This is a genomic window from Gilliamella sp. X-57, from assembly GCF_057063565.1.
In genome coordinates this window covers 1-25,437 of the sequence record NZ_JBXSQI010000007.1, presented here as the reverse complement: position 1 = coordinate 25,437, position 25,437 = coordinate 1, and the positions used below count along the sequence as shown (strand labels likewise).

Annotated in this window: 25 protein-coding genes and 1 pseudogene; 7 read left to right on the top strand and 19 right to left on the bottom strand. The window is 35.0% G+C overall.

Annotated features, from left to right (window positions below; genetic code table 11):
- Nucleotides 1-66: 66 nt before the first annotated feature.
- Nucleotides 67-822, top strand: coding sequence for a DeoR/GlpR family DNA-binding transcription regulator (locus tag ACYIAL_RS04670; protein WP_483746935.1), 756 nt, complete (start codon nt 67-69; stop codon nt 820-822).
- 62 nt (nt 823-884) lie between these two features.
- On the opposite strand, the gene ACYIAL_RS04665 is transcribed toward ACYIAL_RS04670, so the two are convergent.
- Both ACYIAL_RS04665 and ACYIAL_RS04660 read right to left on the bottom strand, forming a co-directional pair.
- Nucleotides 885-2,426 carry a multicopper oxidase family protein gene (locus ACYIAL_RS04665; protein WP_483751107.1) on the bottom strand — a complete coding sequence of 514 codons (1,542 nt, stop codon included), beginning with the start codon at nt 2,424-2,426 and terminating at the stop codon, nt 885-887.
- Nucleotides 2,427-2,556: 130 nt separating this feature from the next.
- Nucleotides 2,557-2,883, bottom strand: a complete 327-nt coding sequence (locus tag ACYIAL_RS04660; protein ID WP_174797037.1) for a hypothetical protein — start codon at nt 2,881-2,883, stop codon at nt 2,557-2,559.
- Between the two features lie 281 nt (nt 2,884-3,164).
- Between ACYIAL_RS04660 and ACYIAL_RS04655 the strand changes: the two genes are divergently transcribed.
- Both ACYIAL_RS04655 and folA read left to right on the top strand, forming a co-directional pair.
- Complete coding sequence (locus ACYIAL_RS04655) at nt 3,165-4,229, top strand: MJ1255/VC2487 family glycosyltransferase (RefSeq protein ID WP_483746937.1); 1,065 nt, start codon at nt 3,165-3,167, stop codon at nt 4,227-4,229.
- 10 nt (nt 4,230-4,239) lie between these two features.
- On the top strand, nt 4,240-4,740 hold the full coding sequence (folA, locus tag ACYIAL_RS04650) for a type 3 dihydrofolate reductase (protein ID WP_483746938.1): 501 nt from the start codon (nt 4,240-4,242) through the stop codon (nt 4,738-4,740).
- A gap of 51 nt (nt 4,741-4,791) precedes the next feature.
- Here folA and relA read toward each other — a convergent pair whose 3' ends face one another.
- From relA to ACYIAL_RS04600, 10 genes and pseudogenes are all read right to left on the bottom strand, one after another.
- Entirely contained in the window at nt 4,792-7,050 is a 2,259-nt protein-coding gene (gene relA / locus ACYIAL_RS04645; RefSeq protein WP_483746939.1) for a GTP diphosphokinase, read from the bottom strand.
- Nucleotides 7,051-7,053: 3 nt separating this feature from the next.
- Nucleotides 7,054-8,391 (bottom strand): 23S rRNA (uracil(1939)-C(5))-methyltransferase RlmD, encoded by a 1,338-nt coding sequence (rlmD, locus tag ACYIAL_RS04640; protein WP_483746940.1) that lies wholly within the window; start codon nt 8,389-8,391, stop codon nt 7,054-7,056.
- Between the two features lie 10 nt (nt 8,392-8,401).
- Nucleotides 8,402-8,890, bottom strand: coding sequence for a pantetheine-phosphate adenylyltransferase (coaD, locus tag ACYIAL_RS04635; RefSeq protein WP_483746941.1), 489 nt, complete (start codon nt 8,888-8,890; stop codon nt 8,402-8,404).
- Nucleotides 8,891-9,109: 219 nt separating this feature from the next.
- Complete coding sequence (locus tag ACYIAL_RS04630; protein WP_483746957.1) at nt 9,110-9,424, bottom strand: aldose epimerase family protein; 315 nt, start codon at nt 9,422-9,424, stop codon at nt 9,110-9,112.
- A 279-nt stretch (nt 9,425-9,703) separates the two neighbouring features.
- Nucleotides 9,704-9,996, bottom strand: a pseudogene (locus ACYIAL_RS04625) (galactose-1-phosphate uridylyltransferase); the annotation flags it as partial.
- A gap of 56 nt (nt 9,997-10,052) precedes the next feature.
- Complete coding sequence (gene galE / locus ACYIAL_RS04620) at nt 10,053-11,069, bottom strand: UDP-glucose 4-epimerase GalE (RefSeq protein ID WP_483751106.1); 1,017 nt, start codon at nt 11,067-11,069, stop codon at nt 10,053-10,055.
- A 503-nt stretch (nt 11,070-11,572) separates the two neighbouring features.
- On the bottom strand, nt 11,573-12,736 hold the full coding sequence (locus ACYIAL_RS04615; protein ID WP_483751105.1) for a histidine-type phosphatase: 1,164 nt from the start codon (nt 12,734-12,736) through the stop codon (nt 11,573-11,575).
- Nucleotides 12,733-13,458: an oxygen-insensitive NADPH nitroreductase gene (gene nfsA, locus ACYIAL_RS04610; protein WP_483751104.1), complete on the bottom strand. Its 726-nt coding sequence runs from the start codon at nt 13,456-13,458 to the stop codon at nt 12,733-12,735. Before nfsA ends, ACYIAL_RS04615 begins: the two co-directional genes overlap by 4 nt.
- A gap of 18 nt (nt 13,459-13,476) precedes the next feature.
- The gene (gene trmB, locus ACYIAL_RS04605; RefSeq protein WP_065638502.1) at nt 13,477-14,178 is read right to left on the bottom strand and encodes a tRNA (guanosine(46)-N7)-methyltransferase TrmB; all 702 of its coding nucleotides are present in this window, start codon (nt 14,176-14,178) and stop codon (nt 13,477-13,479) included.
- A 782-nt stretch (nt 14,179-14,960) separates the two neighbouring features.
- Nucleotides 14,961-15,497 (bottom strand): hypothetical protein, encoded by a 537-nt coding sequence (locus ACYIAL_RS04600; protein WP_483751103.1) that lies wholly within the window; start codon nt 15,495-15,497, stop codon nt 14,961-14,963.
- Nucleotides 15,498-15,685: 188 nt separating this feature from the next.
- Between ACYIAL_RS04600 and ACYIAL_RS04595 the strand changes: the two genes are divergently transcribed.
- Nucleotides 15,686-15,820, top strand: a complete 135-nt coding sequence (locus tag ACYIAL_RS04595) for a hypothetical protein (protein ID WP_255458436.1) — start codon at nt 15,686-15,688, stop codon at nt 15,818-15,820.
- Between the two features lie 434 nt (nt 15,821-16,254).
- On the opposite strand, the gene ACYIAL_RS04590 is transcribed toward ACYIAL_RS04595, so the two are convergent.
- From ACYIAL_RS04590 to mazG, 3 genes are all read right to left on the bottom strand, one after another.
- Complete coding sequence (locus ACYIAL_RS04590) at nt 16,255-16,947, bottom strand: glutathione S-transferase family protein (RefSeq protein WP_483751102.1); 693 nt, start codon at nt 16,945-16,947, stop codon at nt 16,255-16,257.
- Between the two features lie 71 nt (nt 16,948-17,018).
- Nucleotides 17,019-17,459, bottom strand: coding sequence for a phage holin family protein (locus ACYIAL_RS04585; RefSeq protein ID WP_065638500.1), 441 nt, complete (start codon nt 17,457-17,459; stop codon nt 17,019-17,021).
- Nucleotides 17,452-18,255: a nucleoside triphosphate pyrophosphohydrolase gene (mazG, locus tag ACYIAL_RS04580; RefSeq protein WP_483751101.1), complete on the bottom strand. Its 804-nt coding sequence runs from the start codon at nt 18,253-18,255 to the stop codon at nt 17,452-17,454. The genes ACYIAL_RS04585 and mazG overlap by 8 nt, the downstream gene beginning before the upstream one ends.
- 224 nt (nt 18,256-18,479) lie before the next feature.
- Between mazG and ACYIAL_RS04575 the strand changes: the two genes are divergently transcribed.
- The gene (locus ACYIAL_RS04575; RefSeq protein WP_174797025.1) at nt 18,480-20,483 is read left to right on the top strand and encodes an OPT family oligopeptide transporter; all 2,004 of its coding nucleotides are present in this window, start codon (nt 18,480-18,482) and stop codon (nt 20,481-20,483) included.
- A gap of 145 nt (nt 20,484-20,628) precedes the next feature.
- The gene (locus ACYIAL_RS04570) at nt 20,629-22,551 is read left to right on the top strand and encodes an ABC transporter ATP-binding protein (protein ID WP_483751100.1); all 1,923 of its coding nucleotides are present in this window, start codon (nt 20,629-20,631) and stop codon (nt 22,549-22,551) included.
- A gap of 67 nt (nt 22,552-22,618) precedes the next feature.
- Here ACYIAL_RS04570 and ACYIAL_RS04565 read toward each other — a convergent pair whose 3' ends face one another.
- Nucleotides 22,619-23,191, bottom strand: coding sequence for a TetR/AcrR family transcriptional regulator (locus ACYIAL_RS04565; protein WP_483751099.1), 573 nt, complete (start codon nt 23,189-23,191; stop codon nt 22,619-22,621).
- 180 nt (nt 23,192-23,371) lie between these two features.
- Between ACYIAL_RS04565 and ACYIAL_RS04560 the strand changes: the two genes are divergently transcribed.
- A complete protein-coding gene (locus ACYIAL_RS04560) occupies nt 23,372-23,869 on the top strand; it encodes an HPP family protein (RefSeq protein ID WP_483751098.1) in 498 nt (165 codons plus the stop codon).
- Between the two features lie 271 nt (nt 23,870-24,140).
- Here ACYIAL_RS04560 and nusG read toward each other — a convergent pair whose 3' ends face one another.
- The 3 genes from nusG to ACYIAL_RS04545 all read right to left on the bottom strand — a co-directional run.
- On the bottom strand, nt 24,141-24,689 hold the full coding sequence (gene nusG / locus ACYIAL_RS04555) for a transcription termination/antitermination protein NusG (RefSeq protein WP_085248546.1): 549 nt from the start codon (nt 24,687-24,689) through the stop codon (nt 24,141-24,143).
- Nucleotide 24,690: 1 nt separating this feature from the next.
- The gene (gene secE, locus ACYIAL_RS04550) at nt 24,691-25,092 is read right to left on the bottom strand and encodes a preprotein translocase subunit SecE (protein ID WP_065638494.1); all 402 of its coding nucleotides are present in this window, start codon (nt 25,090-25,092) and stop codon (nt 24,691-24,693) included.
- 133 nt (nt 25,093-25,225) lie between these two features.
- A partial coding sequence (locus ACYIAL_RS04545; RefSeq protein WP_483751097.1) for an EF-Tu C-terminal domain-related protein occupies nt 25,226-25,437 on the bottom strand: 212 nt, incomplete at its 5' end.

The following is a 25,437-nucleotide window of genomic DNA, read 5'->3' as shown; positions in this document are numbered from 1 at the left end:
TAATAATTACGTATGATAAACGTTGAAGAACTTATATCCATATTAAGATACTTGAGGTTGTTAACAATGCAACTAATGAATGAGAGAAGAGAATTGATTTTAGAAGAGTTAATCACGGCAGGAACTGTGTATGTAAGTGAATTGGCTCGTAAATATCAAGTAACGTATGAAACAATTCGTAAAGATCTATTAGCATTAGAAAAAAAAGGCTTTTTAGTCAAAAGCCATGGAGGAGCAACTCTTAAACAGGGCGCAATTGAGCACCCTTTTAAAATTCGAGAAAAAGAAAATGCAAGTCTAAAAAAAAGTATTGCACAAAAAGCATTAACTTTAATTCCTGATAATTGCTCAATGATTATTGGAACAGGTAGTACAGTGCTAGAATTAGCTAAATTGTTATCATTTCGTTCTGGTTTTAAAGTTTTTACTGATTCTTTACCTGTAGCTAATGTATTGATCTCATCACAAAACCAAGTTTTCTTATTTGGTGGCGAATTACGTGATAAAAGTTCATCTGTTTTTGGTGGCTGGACAGTTTCAATGATTAATGAAATTCAGGTAGATGTTTGTTTCTTGGGCACGGATGGCTTTAGTAATCTTAATGGACCATCTAGCCCATCATCTTCTGATGCATATATAGACAAGACAATTATTTCTCATTCCGATAAAAGGTATATTCTCGGAGATTATACTAAGTTTAATCGCAAAAGTTTATATAAAATTTGTGGATGGAGTGAAATTACTGCACTCATTACTAATGATTTGGTCGATAAAAAACAAGTTTCTGAATTAGAAAAAACAACTAAAGTAATTTTATGTTAATTTATTTTCCCTTAATCCAACCATACTAAAAAGTTGAATTAAGGGAAGAATAGGAAGGAATATTATTCCACCATTAATTGCCCCATCATACCGAGTGTTTCATGTTCAACAATATGGCAATGATACATACGTAATCCGGCCATATTTTGTTGAATTTTTATGGTGATCTTTTCATGTGGACGTAAATTAATAGTGTCTTTTAAGGCGACATATTCAGGTGGATTTTTTTCACCATTCAATTCGTGTGAAACAACAATAAACTGTGCGCCATGTATATGAAAATTGTGATCCATATGAGAGTTATTGAAAATTGTCCACTCTTCAACCTCATGAATTTTGCTTTTCAAATCGATCCTTTGCATATCATGGCGTTTACCATTAATTAAAAATAACACACCACCACGCGGCTCTTTCATGTCCATGACTTCGGTATATTCAATAGATTTATAGGTCGTTGCCTGCCCTAGTTTTGGCAATGAACGTAAGGTTGACGGGATAGTCATTGATTTTGACTGTGTCAATACCAATTCTCCCAGTATGATATCTTGTTCTGGTGGTACATTGCCCATCTTTCCGCGATCGTAACCGATAGATTGTAAATACACTGTACCAGATTGCTTTGGCAAAATGACAAGTTCTGCACGTTCAGCTGGCGACAATAGCAGAGGTTTATTGAGTAAAACAGGAGCTGGCATTAATCCACCATCCGTACCAACCAAATAAACATCACAGCCAGGAATAGATAAATTAAGATAACGACCAGAGCACGCATTCCAAACTCGTACCCTTGTTGCCGTATTTATGGTGATTTTGGGACGATAACCACCATTAATTAACACAAATTGTCCCTCGCGGCCATTCATCCAATCAACCATTGAATTATCCGCAATTTCGCCTTTATCAGTCAATTTTAAATCTGAAAAAAACCAGTGTTGTTCAGGCAAGAATGCGAGCGGATCGTTTTTGCTGCGTACAATAAATATGCCAGCTAATCCTCGCGCAACTTGTTCTGCTACTGTTTCATGGCTGTGTGGATGATACCAATAGGTACCAGCATTCCCTTCTGGTATAGTAAACTCATAAGTTCGGCTACTTCCAGCAGGAATTTGATCTTGTGGATTACCATCTTGATTAGATGGGATCAGCAAACCATGCCAATGTACGGTTGTCGCTTGAGGTAAGTTATTTTTAACAGTAATTTTAACGTTATCTCCCTCAAAAGCTTCAATCATTGGACCGGGGATATGACCATTATATGCCCAAAATTCTGTTGTAATATCTTGTGTTAACTTTAACTTAATGGGTTTAGCCTCTAAGATTGCTTCAAAAATACCTTGTTTATTACTGGTATTTTCTAAATGAGTTAATTCTGGTAAATTTAGACCTTGTGGCAAAGCTGAGGTCGGTAATAATTTTTGTGAAACTTTGTTACCCATATTCATCTTCATATTCATGTCTCCCATTTCACCTGTTTTACACTGATCAGAGTTGGCTTCACAAGCCATACCTGACATAGTTGAATTATCCATTTTGGCAAAGGCTTTTGTAACTGCTACCCCACTTAAAGCCGCTGTAATATTGAACAAAAAATTTCGACGTTTCATAATATTCCTATAATCATTTTTCTATAATAATCAATCACTATCTAGTGATTAGTGATAAAAACGAATAACAAAAAATTTTTACTGCAAAGATAAATATTTCGACTAATTTTTTATTGAAAATACAAATTAATTAAACAATTCTTAGTAGTTTTAATTCAGGAATAAACTTTTTATATTTTTGAGCAAAGTTAAATGTAAGGTATAGTTCACAATGTGGTAAAAACTGAAGATTAAAAGTGGTACAAGCTGAATCATGAGATGATTTTTGTAATAAAGAATGGCAATCATTATGCTCATTCATGCCTAACTTAGCGATTATGTGGTGTGAAATATCATTAACAGTAACTAATGAGCCAATTGTGATTGTCAAATATCTTGCAGAATCAGCAAATAAAAAGAAAATAATTGCTAATGCAACAATAAGGTAATTTTGTTTATTGATGATTCTTAATGACATATGCAAATCTCACTATTCATCTAACAATTACTTAGGCTATTGTACTGAAAAAAGAAGCAAAGTTATACAAAATTTATACACTTTAAGTGAGACTATTTTATAGTAACTAGATGAAGCACTGTTGCTTCATTTAGACTAATGAGTAATAACGTTAACCAATGTTGAATTATGACAACTAATCATGAATATCATGTTGCATTTAATCATACAAAATAATTTACATAATAATAAGCTGTTCTGCTATTATATTTGTATAACTTAAATTGACGAATCATAAAGATATGAAAATTCTCTTTGGTGTTCAAGGAACAGGAAATGGCCATGTCAGTCGCTGTAGAACATTAGCTAACGCACTGAAAAAGGTTGGTGCGAATGTTGATTATATTTTCAGTGGCCGCGATCCTAAAGACTATTTCGACATGCAAGCTTTTGGCGATTATAAAACCTATCGTGGTGTCACGTTTGCCACCCTTAATGGTAAAATTAATTTTCGCAAAACTGTGCAACGTATTCGAGCTTTCAGGCTCATTAAAGATGTCCGTGAGCTTGATTTATCAAAATATGATTGCATAATTAGCGATTTTGAGCCAGTAAGTGCTTGGGCTGCACATCATCAACATCGTGAATGTTTAGGTATAAGCAATCAAGCAGTTTGCCAATATCTTAAACCTAAAGAATATGGATTAGTCGCAAATGTGATTATGAAATATTACGCTCCCGTCACTAAACCAATTGGCCTACATTGGTTTCATTTTGGGCATAAGCTAATCCCCCCTATGATTGACACATTTGAAACTGCGCCAACCGAGGATGGAAACATCATCGTCTATTTGCCATTTGAAGCATTAGATGAAATTACGGTATTGTTAAAGCAGTTTAAAGAGCACCAATTTATCTGTTTTCATCCAGATATAAAACAAACATCACAACAAAGTAATATTAATTTTCAACCGCTTGGGCGTGATAATTTTACTCAAGCTTTAGTTCGTTGCTCTGGAATTATTTCAAATACAGGATTTGCATTGATTTCTGAAGCATTGACCCTTGGTAAAAAGATTCTAACTAAACCTGTATCAGGTCAATTTGAACAAATTTATAATGCTCAATGTTTGCGTTCTCTTGATATGGCAACAGTTATGGAAAATTTAAACTGTATCAAACTCAAATACTGGCTTAATTTACCTTCGCCAAAACCAATAATCTACCCTGATGTGGCTACAGCACTGGCTAATTGGATTGTTTCAGGGCAAAAAGAGTCATTACTTTCTTTAAGTGAACGGCTTTGGAGCCAAACTATCTTTCCTGAAAATGTGAATCAGCGAATAAAATCTTTAGGGTATGTGTAAAGGAGCGAATATGATATTAAGTATTATTGTAGCCATGGCGGATAATCATGTAATTGGCTTAAATAATCAAATGCCTTGGCATTTACCCGCAGATTTGGCATGGTTTAAAAAAAATACACTTAATAAACCTGTTATTATGGGGCGAAAGACATTTGAGTCTATTGGTCGTCCGTTACCAGGGCGTCATAATATTATTATTTCAAGGCAAGCAATCATAGAATCTAACATGGTTCCAAATGTAAGTTGGGTACCATCAATTGATGCCGCGATATTGTTAGCTCAAACACAGCATGTTGATGAAGCGTTTATTATTGGTGGTGGTAATATTTATAAGCAGACGTTACCTTTAGTGAATCGACTTTATTTAACACATATAAAGGCAAAACTACAGGGCGATACTTATTTTCCTGATTATTCGCCTGAGCAATGGCAAGTTATTTATCAAGAACCGCATCAAGCCGATGATAAAAATGGCTATCCATATCAGTTTGAAATTTTAGAAAGAAAATAATAAGTCTTAACCTATTGCCACTAAATAAAAAGTGGCAATTTAACATGTCAATTAGCCTTGAAAACGTTTGGCTTCAATAACATCAGGTAGTTGTTTTATTTTATTGAGTACTCGATTTAACGAATCCTGATCAAAAATTTCCATATCAACATCGATAGTCGCTAATTGCTGCTTCATATCCGAGCGACTAATTAGACCAAGAACATTAACCTTTTCATTAGCCAAAATTGTAGTAATATCTCGCAATAAACCACTGCGATCGTTAGCAACAATTTGTACCACCATGGTATAGCTTGAGTAGGTATTGTTGTTCCAAACAGCATGAGTAATACGTTCGGGAGCATGATTTTTTAGTTCTTGCAATTGTTCACAATCAGCTCGATGAATCGAGATACCCCGCCCTTGAGTAACAAATCCCGCAATGGGATCGCCAGGAATTGGGCGACAGCAATTTGCAATGGTGTACATTAAATTACCCACACCTTCAATAATAATTTCACTGCCTTTTTTATTACCGGTCTTATTGGTATTTTTGGTTTGAGCGTTCGATTTTTGGGCAATCTGTTTTAAGGCGGCTTCATCTTCTTCTTCAGCCGTTGGTTTGTTAAATTGAGCATTGATAAAGTTGACTAATTGATTAATTCTTACATCACCACTACCAATACCAGCAAGTACCTCGTCAAAAGAATGAGCGTTATATTTATTGATTAAGAGTTTTTCAACACTTTTTAAACTAATATTTAAAGGTTCAAGCTCGTGCTCTAAAATTTGCTGACCTGCTACAATATTTTTATGTCGATCTTGTTTTTTAAACCAAGCTTGAATTTTAGCTCTTGCACGGCTACTATTAACAAATCCAGTATTCGGATTTAGCCAGTCACGGCTTGGATTAGGTTGTTTTTGGGTAATGACTTCAACTTGATCACCCATTTTTAAATGGTAGGTAAATGGTACAATTCTTCCGCCGACTTTAGCACCAATACAACGATGCCCAACATCACTGTGTATATGATAAGCAAAATCAAGTGGAGTTGAACCCGCAGGCAAGTCAACAACATCGCCTTTAGGGGTAAAAACATAAACGCGGTCATCAAAAATTTGACTACGCACAGCTTCTTGAATCTCACCGCTTTCAGACATCTCTTGTTGCCATGTTAATAATTTACGCAACCAAGAAATTCGCTGATCATAAGCAGTCATTTTGTCAGTACTGCCTTCTTTATACTTCCAATGAGCGGCAACGCCTAGTTCAGCATCATTGTGCATTTGTTCAGTACGGATTTGAATTTCGATTATTTTATCTTGTGGTCCATAAACGACAGTATGGATTGATTGATAACCATTTGGTTTTGGATTAGCGACATAATCATCAAATTCTTTAGCGATATGTTTGTAATGGCTATGGACGATGCCTAATGCATTATAACAATCCTCAATACGATCGCAGATAATCCGTACGGCACGGATGTCATATAGATCCTCGAATTCGAGATGCTTACGCTCCATTTTGCGCCATATACTATAAATATGCTTAGGGCGACCATAAACCTCAGCGCGGATATGATCTTGATTCATCAGTGCTTGTAAATGATGAACCAATTGCTTGATATACAACTCACGATCTAATCGCTTTTCTTGCAATTTTTTAGCAATCAAACGATATTCATCTGGATATAAATAGCGGAAACAAAAATCCTCTAACTCCCATTTTAATTGACCTATGCCTAAACGGTTAGCTAAAGGGGCATAAATGTTAAAACACTCTTTAGCGGCAAGCACTTGTTCTTCTTGGGGGGCATTAATTAAATTGCGTAAATAGGTAATACGTTCTGCTAATTTAATTACTACACTTCGAAAGTCATTGACCATCGCAAGTAGCATACGACGGATACTATCAATTTGTTCGGTAGTGGCGCTGCCGTTACGAATGGCTCGTAGTTGGCGAATTTCCTTCATTCTGACAATGTTAGAAATAATATGAGAAATTTCACGATCAAAATCTTCAGGAATATCTTCTCGACGAATGATTTTGTTATCAACAAAAGGAAGCAATAAAGCGGCACATAAACTATTAATGTCCATATTAAGTGTCGATAAAATCTCGACCATTTCTATTGCGTTTTCGAAACAAAAAGTTTGCTCCGGCGCACCTGCGCTGTTTTCAAAACAAAAATCCCAAACTTCTCTAAACTTTTTATAAAATGTTGGACTGGTTAATAACAATTCTTGTTTTATCCATCGTTCAACATCAAATTGAGTCAGCGAGTAATGTTCTTCACTATGTTGGTGTGCGCCTCGAATAGATACCATAATTTATGTTCCTGATTTTATTAGCAACAGCATTGATTCAATGTGTTTGGTTTGCGGAAACATATCTAATATAGCAACTTGATCAATTTGATATCCTGCATCTAAAAGTTGTTTGCTATCTCGGGCTAGCGTCGCAGGATTACAGGATATATAAACGATTTTTGACGGAGCTAATTTTGCAATTTCTATTGTCGCATTAAACGCACCAGCTCTTGCTGGATCTAATAATACTTTATTATATTGTGATTGACTCCATATCGAAAATTGTTGGGTATCGTCTAAGTTACTAGTTAAAAAATTGGTTTCCGCACAAATCTCAGTGCTATTTAATATAGTGTTAAATTTTGCTTTTTCAACTAGGGCATCAACACCTTCAATGCCCGTTAATGTTTTACTTAATGTAGCTATAGGTAATGAAAAATTACCCATACCACAGAACAGATCTAAGACTTGGTCAGTAGGTTGTAACGTTAGCCAATCAAGTGCTTGCTCGATCATTTTTTGATTAATTTTACTATTTACTTGAATAAAATCGAGTGGGCTGAAGGTTAATTTTAAATGATTAATCAAATAAAAATGTTCGGTATTACCAGTAATATGTACTAAATCTTTGCCGTGAAAATAAAGCGAAATATGGTTATTTTCGGCGAATTGTTTTAATAGGTTAACATCCTGATCGACCAGAGGCATGGTATGCCTTAATACAAAAATAATACCACTATCGACCGACATTAATTCAATATGGCCAAGTGCTTTTTTCTGTTTTATGCAATTGAGCATGCTGTGTAATGGTGCTAACAACGCATCTAATTCGTCAACTAATACCGGACAATGTTTGATATTAATTATTTGATTTGATTCAGCTTGGCGAAATCCAATGACCAATTTACCTTTAACAACATTAATCGAAAGTCTTGCTCGTCGACGATAATGGTAAGGCTGATCGGCAATAATTTGGGGGGAGCTTTCAATAATATTTGTCAAAGGTTGCCCTGTTTCTTTTTGTAACAGATTGATTAACGCATCATACTTTGCTTTTTGTTGCAAATTTGGGGAAATATGTTGTAATTCACAACCGCCACATTGTTGATAATATTCACATTGTGGTTTAACGCGATCTTTGCTCTGATTATGGTATCGAATGACTTTAGCTTTAGCATAATTTTTTTTATTTTCAGTCAGTTCAATATCAACAGTTTCATCTGGCAAGGCTGATTTAACAAAAATTGTTTTACCCTTATGATTGGCAATGCCTTGCCCAAAAGCATCTAAGGATAAGACTGTGACTGTCAATTTTTGTGGTGTGAGTTTTTTCTTCTGTGGAGTGTAAAAATTAACCATATACGTTTATTTATGCTAAGCGCGTTAATAATGCTGTTTTGACATGCAGTGGCACTAAATTTGTAATATCACCGCCATGGAAGGCGACATCTTTTACAATTGTTGATGAAATAAATCCCATTGCAATAGATGGCATCAAAAAGATAGTGTCTAAATCAGATTTTAACGCACGATTCATTTCAGCAAGTTGCCTTTCGTATTCAAAATCGTGTGTTGTACGAACACCACGTACGATCACTGTTGCATTATGGGTTTGAGCAAAATTAGCCATTAAATTATCAAAGCCAATCACTTCCACATTAAGTAGGTGTTCAACGGCGGTTGAAGCTAAATTAACGCGTTCTTCTAATGAAAAGAGCGTATTTTTACTTGGATTTTCTGCAATAGCAATAATTAAGCGAGGAAAGAGTAATGACGCTCGTGTAATAAGATCGATATGACCATTAGTTATGGGATCGAAAGTGCCAGGGAAAATAGCCGTTAAGGTTTTGCTTTTCATATTTCATATTATCCATTAGCGATGATGGTTATATGATACCTAATTTTGTTATGGATTGTTAGCTTAAGCTGACAAAATCCTATTAATTGCATTAATACAATTAATGGCGGAATATTACTTGGTAGTGCCTTTAGTAATAAAGAATTTAATAGAATTATTCAGATAGAATAATTAATTTTATTTGGCTTTTTATTGTGTTTTTTACAGTTATTGAATCATTTATAAAATGATCAATTGATAAGTTGTTTGATAATGATAAGTTTGATCTGGCTGTAATAAGCAGCTTGGTTGTGACCAGTTAGCATGGTGAGGGCTGTCAGGTAAAAATTGCGCTTCTAATGCCACGCCAGCAAAGTTGCCATATTCCCCATTGTGTCGATTTGGTGTATGCTGCAAAAAATTGCCAGTATAAACTTGTAACGAAGGTTTGGTTGTAATCACATTCATCATTACTTTATTATCCGACGAAATAAGCTCGGCAGCGATAGCTTTTGTTTTATCTAATAAATAAGCATGATCATAACCACCAGTTATTTGTCGTTCTTGACGTTTCTCAGATACAAGCTTTGGCTACCGCAAATCATATTGAATATAGTGACACTAACTAGATTATTATTGGTGATACTATTGGCATAGGTGGGTAAATGATAGTGATTTTCTACTGTGACGGAACGGAATGTAATAAAGGAGCAATGGCAAGCCAGCGTTTAGTTCGACATAATCAACTAATAAACTGTTCTGATATTTTTCAAAATAATTTCATATAGTTAGATCGTTGCGCGCAATCTCATTGGGTAAAAAGCAATTAGCCCTAATAGCGGACAAAACAAATTCAGATAATGTTTTACTGTGATCAGGTGAAAAACAGATCATTCGACTAGTGCCTTTTGCGATTTGTAGCTGGAATAATGGATCGCGATTTTTAGGCGTAGTTTTTTCATTAATGCTGAAAAATTATTAGTAAAAACAAATAATACATTATAATTAGCGGATGATATTTCTTGTTGTCCTTGCCATAGACGTTTTGCCATACGTGGAAAAACAAGCACCCATTGATTGATCAATGGGCTGTGACAACGATGAGGATGAACAACAGGATTAAAAATATCCTTTTTTGTCTCTTCTTTTAATTTTGTATATTTAATCTTATTTAACTTATTTGTTAATCAGGATAACCTTGAGGGTTATTTGATTGCCAATTCCATGAGTCTTTTACCATGTCATCAAGCGTGAGTTTGGTTTTCCAACCTAGTATTTGCTCAGCTTTTTTAGCATCGGCCCAAAATGCGGGTAAATCTCCTGCTCGTCTTGGTGCAAAATGCCAATTAAGTGGTTTCCCTGACGCTTTTTCAAACGCTTTGATAACTTGTAATACGCTGTAGCCCACACCTGAACCTAAATTATAAATATGTACGCCTGTTTTGTTATGATCAGCTTTTAGTGCAGCAATATGCCCATCAGCCAAATCAACGACATGAATAAAATCACGAACACAAGTGCCATCTGTTGTTGGATAATCATTGCCAAAAACTGCTAATGATTCTCGCTTGCCTACAGCAACTTGGGTAATATAAGGCATAAGATTATTAGGAATGCCGAGTGGATCTTCCCCCATTAATCCGCTTGGATGTGCGCCAACAGGGTTAAAATAGCGTAGTAAAGTCAGTGACCAATCAGGTTCAGCAACGGCCAAATCCATGATACATTGCTCTACCATTAATTTACTTTTGCCATATGGGCTAGTTGGTAAACCTTGTGGTAAGGTTTCAACATAAGGTACAGGAGCGAGTTCGCCATAGACAGTGGCTGATGAGCTAAACACTAACTGTTTAACACCAGCAGCACGCATTGCTTTCATAAGTACTATACTGCCGTAAACGTTGTTTTCATAATATTCAAGTGGTTTATGTACCGATTCACCGACTGCTTTTAATCCTGCAAAATGAATCACAGCTTTAATATCATGTTCTGCAAAAATTTTAGTTAATAGTTTTTCATCGCACACATCGCCTTGATAAAAATTGACAGATTGACCCGTGATTTTTTGTATTCTATCTAATACTGATACTTTACTGTTGAACAAGTTATCAATAATAATGGGAGTGTAGCCCGATTGAATGAGTTGGACACAGGTATGACTTCCTATATATCCGCAGCCGCCAGTGACTAATATTTTCATAATAAAACCTTTATCTAATGTAATAATTATAGTGATTTTCCGTTAATCTTCAGATTCTTCACTGTTCTTATGCCTCCATAGATCCGATGGCTCACGCTATGATAATGCAAAGAAGAAATCAGAGTAAAACTAAATGCGATCAAGCCTAGGAATAGATATGTTCCTGCGAAGCAGATTTTAACATACATTAGTCTTGTAAAGGTGAACATAAATATAATAGATAATAGATAATTGTTTTGCAAAAATAAAAGGCAATATCAATAATAAGATTCAGCTTGATTTATTGGTATAGATTTAAACAAGTAAAATATACTCTTTCTTAAAATTAATGACATTGACATATAAATATTATTTAGTGTCTTGTATTTTTGTTCTATACTAGTGGGAAACACACTGATATTTATACACTTACTTACCCGAAACTTTTGACAATGTACTTTTGTATATGATGAGATTATCTAATTCCCTCCATGATAGGCAGAATTAGGTAATCTAATGGTTAATTATTTAGTCTTGATAGATTCCATTCGTTCTTCAAAATCTGACCAATCATAATAACCATCACTATTAACAGAAGCATTTTCCAGTTGAAGCTGATAGTGTTGTGCCGGGTTATTGGCATCAAGTACTTGACCGTTATGGAGTTGTTCAAAGCTTTGATAAATATATTCGGCTTTAAAGAAATATTCACCCGTAGGTAAGTGACGAAAACGCTGTAAAGCCACTTTCCCACCGATGGGAGTTGTTTCAAATTGATTGGGTAACTGATAGTCTTTAAAGTTTAATATGCCAAGTAACGCTGCAATGGTACTATCGTGCCCAACCAGTAGATTCACTTTATTATCTTTGTGCATAAGATCATTTATCATATTAATAAGGAGCGTTGCAGAATGTTTGGCAAGTGTTTTAGAATGGAAAACAAAATTAATATATTGATTACGAATTTCGATAAGTTGTTGCCACTGTTCTTGGCTAGTTAGCCTGCCCCATGCGATTTGTTCTTTAGGGAAGGCTGAATAGTATTGTAATAAAAATGCATCAACGACCGAAGCGCCTATTGCAAGAGGCCCTAGCAGTGCTGGTTCTTCGTGTTTTTTAAAATAGAGTTCTGATGGAATATCGGCTAAATTACATTGATATTTTGCATATAACTTCGAATTTTTATAATCTAAAATATCAGAAAGAATTTCATAAGCAGGAGCTAGATTGCTAAAAATGTTAGCCGCTTTGTCAGCTTCATCGATATCATGCAATACGGCATGTTTAAATTCGGGTGAATCGTATTGCAAACTAGGATCGAAGATCGGATCCATTTTTTCAATCGGGAATTTATGGTGAATAGGAATATCATATCCAGCAAAGGCACCTGTTATCAAAAATTGAGCCGTCGCGACGGTTCTTTGCAAGCTGTTAGCATATACAAATAATTCAGTATTATGTGTTGATAATTTTATATTGTTTTTTTCAAGCCAAGTTGCTAAATAGCGGCCAAAATAGGCTTCTAATACTCCACCACGCGTGGTTAAATAACCATAAGGGTGATCCCACTTTGGCCATTTAAAGCGAGTGACTTTCTCTAAAAATTGTAACGTGTTTTGTAATGGTGTGCGAATACCATGACGGCTAAGTATAACGACTTTATCTAATTGGTAATGGTTATTGTTCATTTTATGATCCATCCTTGTTTATGCAAATAATTGAGAATAAAATCGCGTTGCTCATTATTTATTGTATTAGCAATTTTATCACTCCAACCACCGACTTTCTGATTGGTACTACGGGTTTCATAGTAATCATCCATTTGAGCATCATACTTTTTCAAAATAGCATGATCAATTGGTCGATAGTGGTTTTCAAAAAACACTAACTCTTTTGGTAATCTTGGTTTTAGTTCTGGATGATGATCGGGGTAGCCAAGGCAAAGCCCAAAAAGTGGCAGGACGTATTTCGGTATATCAAGTAATTGCGTTACTTTATCAAGATGATTACGCAATCCGCCAATATATACAGCACCTAATCCTAATGATTCGGCTGCGGTTACGGCATTTTGTGCCATAATTGCTGTATCAACACAGCCCAATAATAGCTGCTCTGCTTTGCCAAGATTAAGTTTTGGATCAATTTGATAATGGCGATTAAAATCGGCGCAAAACACCCAAAATTCAGGTGCTTGGATAACATACTTTTGATCGCCTGCATAATGAGCTAGTTTTTCGCGTTTGCTGGGGTCTGTAATACGAATAATTGTTGAACATTGAATCAAATTAGAACTAGAAGCCGACTGTGCTGCGCTAACAATTAAAGCTATTTGCTCTTGAGTTAAGCTAGTTGCTTTATAAGCACGAATAGAGCGATGCCGACAAAGTAGATCGATCGTTTCATTTTGCATAGTGGCTCCTTAGCATCATTATTTATTTACAAATTGGAGATCCCAAACGCCATGACCTAAATTTTGTCCTCGTTTTTCAAATTTGGTAATTGGTCTATCAGCAGGTCTTGGAATGTAATTGCCGCTTGGTGATAAGTTTTCAAAACCTTCTGCTTGGGTTAAAACCTCTAACATATGTTCAGCATAATGTTGCCAATCCGTTGCTAGGTGCAAAATACCACCTAATTTTAATTTTTGCCGAATTAGCTGTACAAATTGGGGTTGAATAATACGGCGTTTGTTATGTCTGGCTTTATGCCAAGGATCAGGAAAAAAGATTTGCACTTTGTCTAGTGAATGATCTGGGATCATATTTTCTAATACTTCAACAGCATCATGGCACATCACGTTTAAGTTTGATAATTGGTTTTCTTCAATCGCCATTAAGCAAGCGCCCACCCCTGGCTTGTGCACTTCGATTCCTAAAAAGTGTTTATTAGGTGCATTTTTGGCCATTTCAATTAAAGAAGCCCCCATACCAAACCCAATTTCAAGGACTAGCGGTTTGTTAGCATCAAAACAAATAGGTGCATTTGCATCATATTCAATACCAAATATAGGCCATAAGTTTATTAAAGCTTGTTCTTGACCTTTTGTTAAACGACCTTGTCGCAAAACAAAACTACGAATGGCTCTTTTTGATTTAATATTTTCATTATCTGAGTTTAATTGTTCGTTCATTACGTTATCTACTTTGGTTACGGAATTTATTAAAACTAATTAATGTTTTTTTGCTAGTTTACTCGATTTTGCGTTCACCGCAAAAGCATCTTACAGTCAAATTTTTTTAATTAATGATTTATAAAAATATATCAAATATTTTTGCTATCAGATTACTGACAAATCTCAACATCATTCGGAAATTATTTTTTGCACAAATGGGTTTTTAATTTAGATTTTATAAATTAGGCTAACAAACAAGCTAAACCATGATAATAAAGCTCATTATTTGCACTAAGTCGGATAAGAATGGCGATAACTCAATACGAGATATATCGCTCAAATAGTAGCAAATAACAAACAAGTGCGGTATAACGACCAATATCAACTACAGTAGCATTAAAGCCAAATCGTCTTTTTATTGGATTTTAGATTAAAATTCTAAAAAGTTGTCAAAAACTTTCAGATAACTATGCGTTTTAGTATAAAAACAATAGAGAAATTCTAAATAATGTTCCTGACAACATATTATTTATACAAAAGATAAAGGATATTATAGATGCTATTGTCCATTACAATATTTATTGCTGGTACATATTTGTTGCTTTTACTGTAGCTTATTTGATTTAGTTAATGACAATATTTTATTAATTAACAACTAGTTATTATTAAAAATGATATATAGCAAAACGCCGAGTTATTTACACAGTTAAAATAATCCATCAAAAACTCATAAGCTAGTTTACTTGAAATCGCTGCATGTGGTTTAACAGTGCTATCGTCGTTAATAAAATAACTCAAGTTTAAGCAAGTTCTGCATTGACTACTTCTAACTCATCTCCATTTTTATCAATTAATAAAATATATAGCCAATCAAAACCATCATGCTGTAAGTTTTGCCACGTTATTCTACGATCATCAATCAGTATTACATGACCATTTTCATCAAAGTCAAAATATTCTTTTTCTTCTTCATAATCAATACTGTATCCAATCGCTAGTTTTATTCTTGACGCAGGAACATCAAGTTTGGTAAGTGGTCTATTCTTTTTCTCTTCTTTAGAGTGACCATCACAGAGCATCCCATTATATCCGTATTCTGTGGCATCAAACAGCAATATTTCTTCTTTGCTTTCAATGGATTTTGCAATAACTTTCATGTTGCAAAATGTTGGTTCTGTTCCAGTAATATAGCCATTGTATAATTCACCATAATAGTAAATCTCGAACCATTGTTCTTTATTTGATGATTGGATATACAAAGATGTTAGCCCATTATAATCAGGGTCATTTTCTTTAATATCTACTGCGTATTTTTGTAAATAAGTAGGTATTTTCATTTCATTTCTCCCAATAGTTGTTTATCTTGATAATTTTTTAATTATATATCAGCATCTATGCTGATTCACTAATTGTAGGAATTACGCGCGTTGTTTACCGTAATTTGCAAAATGGCTGTAATGCATAGACATAACGCCGTATCTCAAACAAGCAATATAGTGCGCTTATATCATAAAGAAAAATCACCATGACCGATTTGGCTAACCACTTTACGGTCAGTTGCCCAACCATTTATCGCACCGAAGGACCTAATGAGACATTAAATAGCACGATTCCCATTGAATATAAAACACGAGAACAGATAGCGTCATTTTATAGATAAGCTGTATGCTCACTATCGGGCATTGACACAACCATTCACTTTTTAAGCTAAATTTTTGTAAAAAATATTCAGGATTCTATACCGTTTGGTAATGAATAGCAATTTCACTGTATCCCATTTTTTAAAACGTGTGATAATCATCGTATCAATTAAAAATTCACCAAACACACCAGCCCTCAAATAAATGAGTAAGCGGAAATTTTGCTACGCACTTTAATAGAGACGAGGCATAATCAGCAAATGGTTAGCTATTTAAAAAATAGAAAGCTAAAAATTCAAACGATTTTCGACAAAACGCCTTATAAGTTTTTATAAAAGTATTTTCATCATGAAGTATAAACTACCTGAAGTTTTCCTCATGAAAATGATAATATAGCTTCAAATATACGAAGCTACTATCACACAACTACTTGAAATATCAAAGAACGTGTTCATTATCTATGTAGGCGATAAGGTTCATCCATTACAATAAAGTGTTTTTCTTGCATTGCGCCATTTATCCATTCTTTGATGCTATTAGTTTGACAAATAGTGTCAATGTAGTTGGCTAACGTTGCCGATGTTTTAATACCAAAATTTTTGAGTCTTAAGCACATTGGCGCATAGAAAGCATCAGCAAGAGTAAACTCACCAAATAAGTAGTTAGATTGAGATGAATTAAGACTTAAGAAGGAAGATAACAATTCATCAAGATGAGAAATTTCGTTTTTAACATCAGCATGATCGCGTAAAATAATTTGCCCTATTTCGAAAAACTCCGCTTCAATATTCATCGGTAAATGGTTTCGTATTGCAGGAAACCCTGAATGCATTTTAGCCACTAAACTTCGAGCGATAGCTCTTTTTTTAGTATCTGTCGGCCATAAAGCTAAATTGGTATGTTTTTCAGCCAAGTATTCACAAATAGCCAAAGAATCAGATATAACCACATCATTATCAACTAAAATGGGGACTGTTCCATATTTCGATATTGCAGATACGGTTGCTTTAAAAGTAGAATTATCGTCAAAGTTATCAAATCGAATAAGCTGTTCATCAAAAGGGATGCCAAAATGCTTCATTGCAACCCAAGGTCGCATAGACCATGTTGAGTAGTTTTTATTGCCTATATAAAGTTTGTAACTCACGTCCAATCTCCATTTAATTTAATAACATAATGGATAATTCATATTTATCTGTTTTCGTCGTTTTGTTTTTATTACAAATAAACCACATGCTTGCCTTTTTCTGGCTGGAAAGTCGCTTTACCAAATTCATCTAAGAAATAGGCAATATGATCAGCTTTATCGCCCACTAAACGCCCTTTGACTTTGTTCCATGTCATGAGGACTATCATGGCATCAGGTTCACAGCAAATTAACATGGGTTGTTCAAACTCTTCGTTCCAATAAAATTCACCTCCGTATAATTTATGAGCGGTGAGTAATAAATAACATCCGTATTCTTGCGATATCATGTTGAGTTGTTCTTCTGATATGCTGAAGTTCTTTTCAGCCAGTTCACTGATGATCATTTCAACAACCGTAATGCTTTTTTCTGAGTAATCAAGCTGATTAATGCTCCATGTTGGACTATTTAATATCGCATTTTGTGCCCATGCTTCGATTTCTTGATACAGTTCATTTTTTTGTTCAGTCATTTTTATCCACTTCGCTATTGAGTTTAATCTGTTCTAATTGTTTAACACTTTGCCACGCGTCTTCCATTTGTTCAAGCGTTGCATCAGTCAAAGCCAGATTTTTTTGTTTAAGTATCGATTCTACTTGTTGAAATCGCCGAGTAAATTTTTTATTAGCTTGCTGTAAACAGAGTTCAGATTTAACCTTTAAATGCCTAGCTAAATTGACGGTCGCAAACAGTAAATCACCTAACTCTTCTTCAATTTTTTGTGGATCTTGCTTGTTTCGTTCAAGCTCTTGCTCAACTTCACCAACTTCCTCTTTAACTTTATCGAGCACAGGTTTTATATCATGCCAATCAAAACCAACCGAAGCACAACGTTTTTGAATTTTTTCAGCTTGCATTAAGGCGGGTATTGCTTGGGGAATATCATCGAGCAATGAGTATTGTGCTTTTTGATCACGCTCTTTTTGTTTAAGTTGTTCCCAGTTAGGTTTTTCTACCTTATTTTCGGTAAAAATATGGGGATGACGATAAACTAACTTATCAGCAACCGCTAAACAGACCTCATCAAAATCAAAGCTTCCTTGTTCTTGGGCTAAATCAGCATAAAAAACAATATGAAATAGTAAATCACCAAGTTCTTTTTTTAATTCATCCATGTCTTGCTTATCAATTGCATCCAAAACTTCATAAGTTTCTTCTAAAGTATACGATTTTAGTGATGCGAAAGTTTGAACTCGATCCCATTCACAACCATTAACAGGATCGCGAAGTTGTTTGATAATAGCTTGTAAGCGCTGTAATGCGTTCAAAATATCCCCCACAAATAAGTAATTAATCAGCGTCATTGTAAAGGTTTCATAATAAAACGGTTATTTTTTTAAAGGTTAATGCCAATATATTTTGATATTTTTGCTAATTATTTCACCCAAAATAATGATAAAAGCCACTAAACTAGAGCTATTTACGGAACTTCTAGGCGATAAAAGCGAATTAAGTATATAATACTCCCCTATTAAATTAACTTTATTGATATATGAATAATTTACGTGAACTTACTTTAAGGGGCACCATTCTTGGCGCTCTTATTACTGTCATTTTTACTGCATCAAATGTTTATCTTGGTTTGAAAGTTGGATTAACGTTTTCATCCGCAATTCCTGCGGCAGTGATTTCAATGGCAATATTGAAACTGTTTTCGGGTTCAACTATTTTAGAAAATAACATGGTGCAAACTCAGGCATCAGCAGCAGGAACATTATCTTCAATTATTTTTGTGCTTCCGGGTTTGTTAATGATTGGTTACTGGCAAGACTTTCCCTTTTGGCTAACCTTCGCAATATGTGCCGCAGGCGGAATGCTTGGGGTTTTATTTTCAATTCCATTGCGTCATGTTATGGTCGTTAAAAGTAATTTGCCATATCCTGAGGGGGTGGCCGCTGCTGAAATTTTAAAGGCGGGATCTAAATCCGATAATAAAGAAGCTAATGATGGTTTAAAGGATATTTTATTTGGCGGCATCATTGCCTCTATTGTTAGTCTTTTTACTAATGGTTTTCGCCTGTTATCTGAAAGTACTGCTTATTGGTTTACCGCTGGCAAATCCATTTTTCAACTGCCTATGGGATTCTCGTTAGCGTTACTGAGTGCGGGTTATTTGATCGGAATTATGTCAGGCATTGCTATTTTAATTGGAACTATTATTGGTTGGGTATTTGGTGTTCCAATTTTAAGTGCAATCACCGATTATGATACCAGTCAGCCTTTATCTAAAGTTGCAATGGGATTTTGGGCAAAAGATATACGTTTTATTGGTGCGGGAGTCATTGCTATTGCAGCGGTTTGGACATTACTAACATTAATCAAACCGATGATTGAAGGTTTAAAAATATCATTTAAAAGTATGCGTTCAGATGTGTCTGGCAACGATATTGCATCAACCGAGCGGGATTTATCACCTAAAGCTATTTTATTAATTATGGGTGGTATGTTAGTTATTTTGTTAGTGACTTTTTATAGCTTTATTGCCGATAGTGGATTATCAGCAGGCATGGCTTGGACATTAGTTTTTTGCGCTGTATTATTTGCTTTTATTATGGGCTTTTTAGTAGCTGCCGCGTGTGGTTATATGGCTGGACTTGTTGGCTCATCAGCAAGCCCAATATCAGGAATAGCAATTGTTGCAGTGGTTGTCATTTCATTAATTTTATTAGGCTTAGGTGAAGCGAATGGTATGCTAGCTTCTATTGAAGGCTCCAACTTTGCCACAGCCCTTGCACTCTTTACTACTAGTGCTGTTTTGGCAATAGCGTGTATCTCAAATGATAATTTACAAGACCTAAAAACAGGTCATTTGGTTAATGCTACCCCATGGAAACAACAAGTGGCATTATTAATTGGCTGTGTTGTTGGTGCAATTGTTATTGCGCCTATTTTAGAGATTTTATATAACGCTTACGGCTTTACTGGCGCTTTACCTCGTTCGGACATGGATGCAACTCAAGTTTTGGCTGCACCACAAGCAACACTGATGACAACAATTGCTAAAGGTATTTTTGCCCATCAACTTGACTGGACAATGATTTTAATAGGGCTTGCTTTAGGTGCTGTCATTATTATTATTGATTTAATTCTTGCCCAAAATAAATCTAACTTTCGCATACCTGCACTTGCTGTTGGTTTAGGTATTTATTTACCACCAAGCATCACAACACCAATTTTTATTGGCACTTTATTATCATGGGTAATTAAACGTAATGCTTACAAAAAAGCCAAAGCACAAAATTTAGATCCAGAAGAGCAATTCAAAAAAGCTGATCGTAAAGCGGCATTAATTGCATCAGGCTTGATTGTTGGTGAAAGCTTAGTGGGCGTTTTATTAGCCATTGTGATTGTGATTAGCATCACCAATGGTGGAAATGATGCTCCACTTGCACTACCGCTCGATTTAGGTATGTTACCTCAACTTTTAGGTCTCTTTGTTTTTGTTGGTATATGTACGTTCTTTATTCGTCGTGCTTTATCAGCAATAAAAAAATAGTCCTGTGAATAATTAAATTTAAGCCCTTTTTGTTTTAACAAAGGGCTTTTTTGTTTAAATTGATTGTTTTATAACGTCCCTGATTTTGGATGATTAAAACAATTTTTATTAACCTATTTTATTTTGAATAATAGACAAAAATATCATGATAGTTTTTGATTCAATCCAAGTGCGCCGAGGCGTTAACTTGCTTTTAGATAATGCTTCAGCAACCATTAATCCTCAACAAAAAGTTGGGTTAGTGGGTAAAAATGGTTGTGGAAAATCGACGCTCTTTTCACTGATTAAAGGTGAAATTCAAGCTGATGCTGGCACGTTAAATATACCATCGCAATGGCAACTCGCTTGGGTCAATCAAGAAACTCCGGCATTAGATATCCCTGCGATTGAATATGCCATTGATGGCGATCGTGAGTATCGACAATTAGAAAAACAGTTAGATACCGCTAATGAACAAAATAATGGTCAGCAAATTGCGGTTATTCATGAAAAGCTTGATACCATTGATGCATGGACAATTCGCGCTCGAGCCGCAACGCTACTACATGGACTGGGATTTTCTAATGAACAATTAATGTTACCGGTTAAATCCTATTCTGGTGGTTGGCGAATGCGATTAAATTTGGCTCAGGCATTAATGTGTCGTTCTGATTTATTATTGCTTGATGAACCAACCAATCACCTTGATTTAGATGCCGTCATTTGGCTTGAAAAATGGTTAAGTAACTATCCAGGAACGTTGATTTTAATCTCTCACGACCGTGATTTTTTAGATCCTTTAGTCAATAAAATTATTCATATTGAACAAAAAAGTTTATTTGAATATACGGGCAATTATTCCTCCTTTGAGATCCAACGTTCAACTAAACTTGCTCAACAACAGTCTCTTTATGAAAGCCAACAACTCAAAGTTGCACACTTACAAAATTATATCGATCGCTTTAGAGCCAAAGCAACAAAAGCTAAACAGGCACAAAGCCGTATAAAAATGTTAGAAAGAATGGAACTGATTGCACCTGCGCATGTTGATAATCCATTTCATTTTAATTTTAAGCCATCAGAATTCTTACCAAGCCCTTTGTTAATGATGGACAAAGTCGTAGCGGGTTACGATGATAAAATTATACTAGAAAAAATTAAACTTAATTTAGTTCCGGGCTCGCGCATTGGCTTATTAGGGCGCAATGGTGCAGGGAAATCAACGCTTATTAAATTACTCGCCGAAGAACTTGCACCTAAAGAAGGACATATTAATCTCGCTAAAGGTGTTAAATTAGGCTATTTTGCTCAACATCAATTAGAATATCTACGCCCCGATGAGTCACCACTTTGGCATTTAACGCAACTTGCCGAACCGAAAAATACAGAGCAAGAACTGCGTAATTATTTAGGTGGATTTGATTTTCAAGGCGATAAAGTCACCGAGCCAGTTAAAACTTTCTCGGGTGGTGAAAAGGCGCGGCTTGTTTTAGCCTTAATTGTCTGGCAAAAACCGAATCTTCTTTTATTAGACGAACCAACTAACCATCTAGATTTAGATATGCGACAAGCGTTGACTGAAGCGCTAATTGATTTTGACGGTGCATTAGTTGTGGTGTCACATGATCGCCATTTACTACGTTCGACTACCGATGAATTCTATTTAGTCCATGATCATAAAGTTGAACCATTTGACGGCGATCTTGATGATTATCAAAAATGGTTAGCCGAAGCACAAAAAAATGATAACCAATCAAATGACGAAATAAATTCACCAAAAAAAGAAAATACATGTAATATATCAGCTCAAGATCGTAAAGAGCAAAAACGTAAACAAGCTGAATTACGAGCACAAATGCAGCCAATAAAAAAACAGTTACAAAAAGAAGAACAGATGCTTGATAAATTAACCCATCAATTAAAGCAAATTGAAGAACAACTTTCTGATCCTACAATCTATGACGCGAGCAATAAAAACGAACTTACAACTTTGTTACTAGAGCAAAGCCAACTTAAAAATCAATTAGAAGAAACAGAACTACAATGGTTAGAATTACAACAACAGCTGGAATCGTTTAATTTAGATTAAATTGATCATTTCGATTAAGAGGCTTTAGGTAATGGCTATCCATTGTCTATAAGCCAGCTATTTAAATTCATAGGTTATCCTCGCCAATGTTATCGACGATATCATAGATATACATTTTTGCCTGTTCAAAATCATATCCCTCAATACCAAAAACGGATGTGCAAGATATCATACCTTCAAGTATCAACATAATTAGACAAGATGCTTGTTCACATGACTTTGTGCCTCCTAGACATTCAAAAATCCTATCTTGAATCCATTTTTTATGTTCACTAACAATAGCGCATATTTCTTCACTTTTATTGTTATATTCAGACTTAGCTCGTACAAACATGCAACCGCGGTAATTATCATTCTTAAACCATTTTATATGCCATGAAATAATTGCATTGATTTTGTCTTTTTTCTCAGAAAAAACAGCGATAACATCTGTAAGTGATTTTTTAAAAAAATCATTCCGCTTAAGTAACACTTTACTTACAAGCCCATTTTTGTCACCAAAATATTTATATAATGTTCTTTTTGATACACCTGCATTTTCTGCAACAAGCTCTAAACTAACAGGATGATAACCATATTCATTAAACAGCGATTCAGCCGCAACAAGTATCGTATCAACAATTTCAGGTTTAAATTTCATTTTTTATTATTTGTAATTGCTAGAATATTTTTGATTCTATCACAACAACTCTAATATAGTTAATTATAAATAATATTTGACCTTTATGATTAATAAATATACATTAAGTAAACAGTGCCGTTTACTTAATGCGATTACTAGTTTTATTAAAATCCCACATTAACCAAACAGGAGAGATTTATGCTAGAAAAATTAAAAGGAAGAGAGGTGATGCCGCCTAAACCTCACGCAGTAGCTATATTGAGAGGATTTATTGGGGGTGCTTTAGGGATTTTGACTTTGCTCGTAATCACTCAGTGGGGAGGTACATTAGCAATTATGGCTCCATTTGGCGCAACATGCGTCTTGTTATTTGCTGTACCTAAATCTCCATTAGCGCAACCAAGAAGTGTAATCGGAGGGCATTTTATTTCGTCTTTTATAGGTGTGTTGTTCATTAATTTATTTAGTAATGGAATTATACCGATAGCATTAGCAGTTGGGACATCTATCGCATTGATGCAGTTACTACGTGTAGTTCACGCTCCAGCTGGTGCAAACCCTATTCTAATCATGATGTCCGGAATTACTGACTATTCATTCTTGATAACACCAGTACTTATAGGTTCGGTTTTATTAGTCATGATTGCTTTAATAGTTAATAATATAGGAATCGAAGCACGTTGGCCTAACTATTAGTTGGGATATCACTTTGATATGGGTAAAAGAATAAAAAAATCTAAAAAAGAATAGATTGCCTGTATTATATTAATAATAAGTTAAATTATGATCCGATAGTGGTTTTATCTACCTTGGCGACTCACTTTGATTAAATATATTAGAAACAGAACTATTATTCTCAAATTCTCGAAAGGTATTATATTTATTTTATAAAAGAAAAACCACAAGATAGACTCTTGTGGTTTTGTAAAAGATACTGCTAATTCAGTGAAAAAACTATATCAAAAGATTAGCTTTTCTCCACTTGACTAAAATCAAGCTCTACAGGCGTTGAACGTCCAAAAATAGAAACGGATACTTTTAAGCGGCTTTTTTCGTAGTCAACTTCTTCAACAACGCCGTTAAAGTCAGCAAATGGACCTTCGTTAACACGAACAAGTTCACCTGGCTCAAACAAGGTTTTAGGACGCGGTTTATCACCAACTTGTTGCAAACGGTTCATGATAGCATCAACTTCGCGTTGGCTAATAGGTGCTGGTCTATCAGAAGTACCACCAATAAAGCCCATTGTTCTTGGCACACTTTTCACTAAATGCCAAGTTGCATCATTCATCATCATTTCAACTAATACATAACCAGGGAAAAATTTTCGTTCACTTTTACGACGTTGACCACTTTTCATTTCAACGACTTCTTCCGTTGGCACTAATACTTCACCAAATGCATCTTCCATATTATGCAATTTGATATATTCACGTAATGATTGTGCAACACGCGCTTCGTAACCAGAATAAGCTTGAATAACATACCATCGTTTTTGTTGTTGTGTTTCACTCATATTAACGCCCTATTGAAGTTAAATAAAAGACTATTGAACGAAATAAAGAATCCATTCCCCAAAGCGACAAGCCAACAATAATAGTAATTGCCGCAATTAATAAAGTTGTTTGACCTGTTTCTTTACGCGTAGGCCATACCACTTTTCTTAACTCTTTTCGGGATTCTTGTAAAAATACAAAGAACGCTTTGCCTTTATTTGTTGTGAACGCAATGAACAAAGTTAATAGGGAAACGACTACAACCGCAATAGTCCGAACGATTGTATTAGGTTGATAAATATCATTAGGTTTAGCAAAATAAAAATTTCCCCAAACAACAAACGCAATCAATACTAGAACTAAAATCCATTTTGTTTTGTCTAGAATAATATTTGTATCTTGACTCTCGTTACTTACTAGCATATAAAACCTATGATTATGTTGTGTATAATAATATCTATTTTCCAAAATGCTCTTTCAAAAAAGCATTTTGCTAAACAGACTAGATAAGAAAGGGCATCAATCGATACCCTCTCTATGGTCGCTAATGCTTGAATTACTTAATAACTTTAGCAACAACACCAGCACCAACAGTACGACCACCTTCACGAATCGCAAAACGTAAACCTTCAGCCATCGCGATTGGGTGAATTAATGATACTGTCATTTTGATGTTATCACCAGGCATTACCATTTCTACACCTTCTGGTAATTCGATAGTACCTGTTACGTCAGTTGTACGGAAGTAGAACTGTGGACGGTAACCTT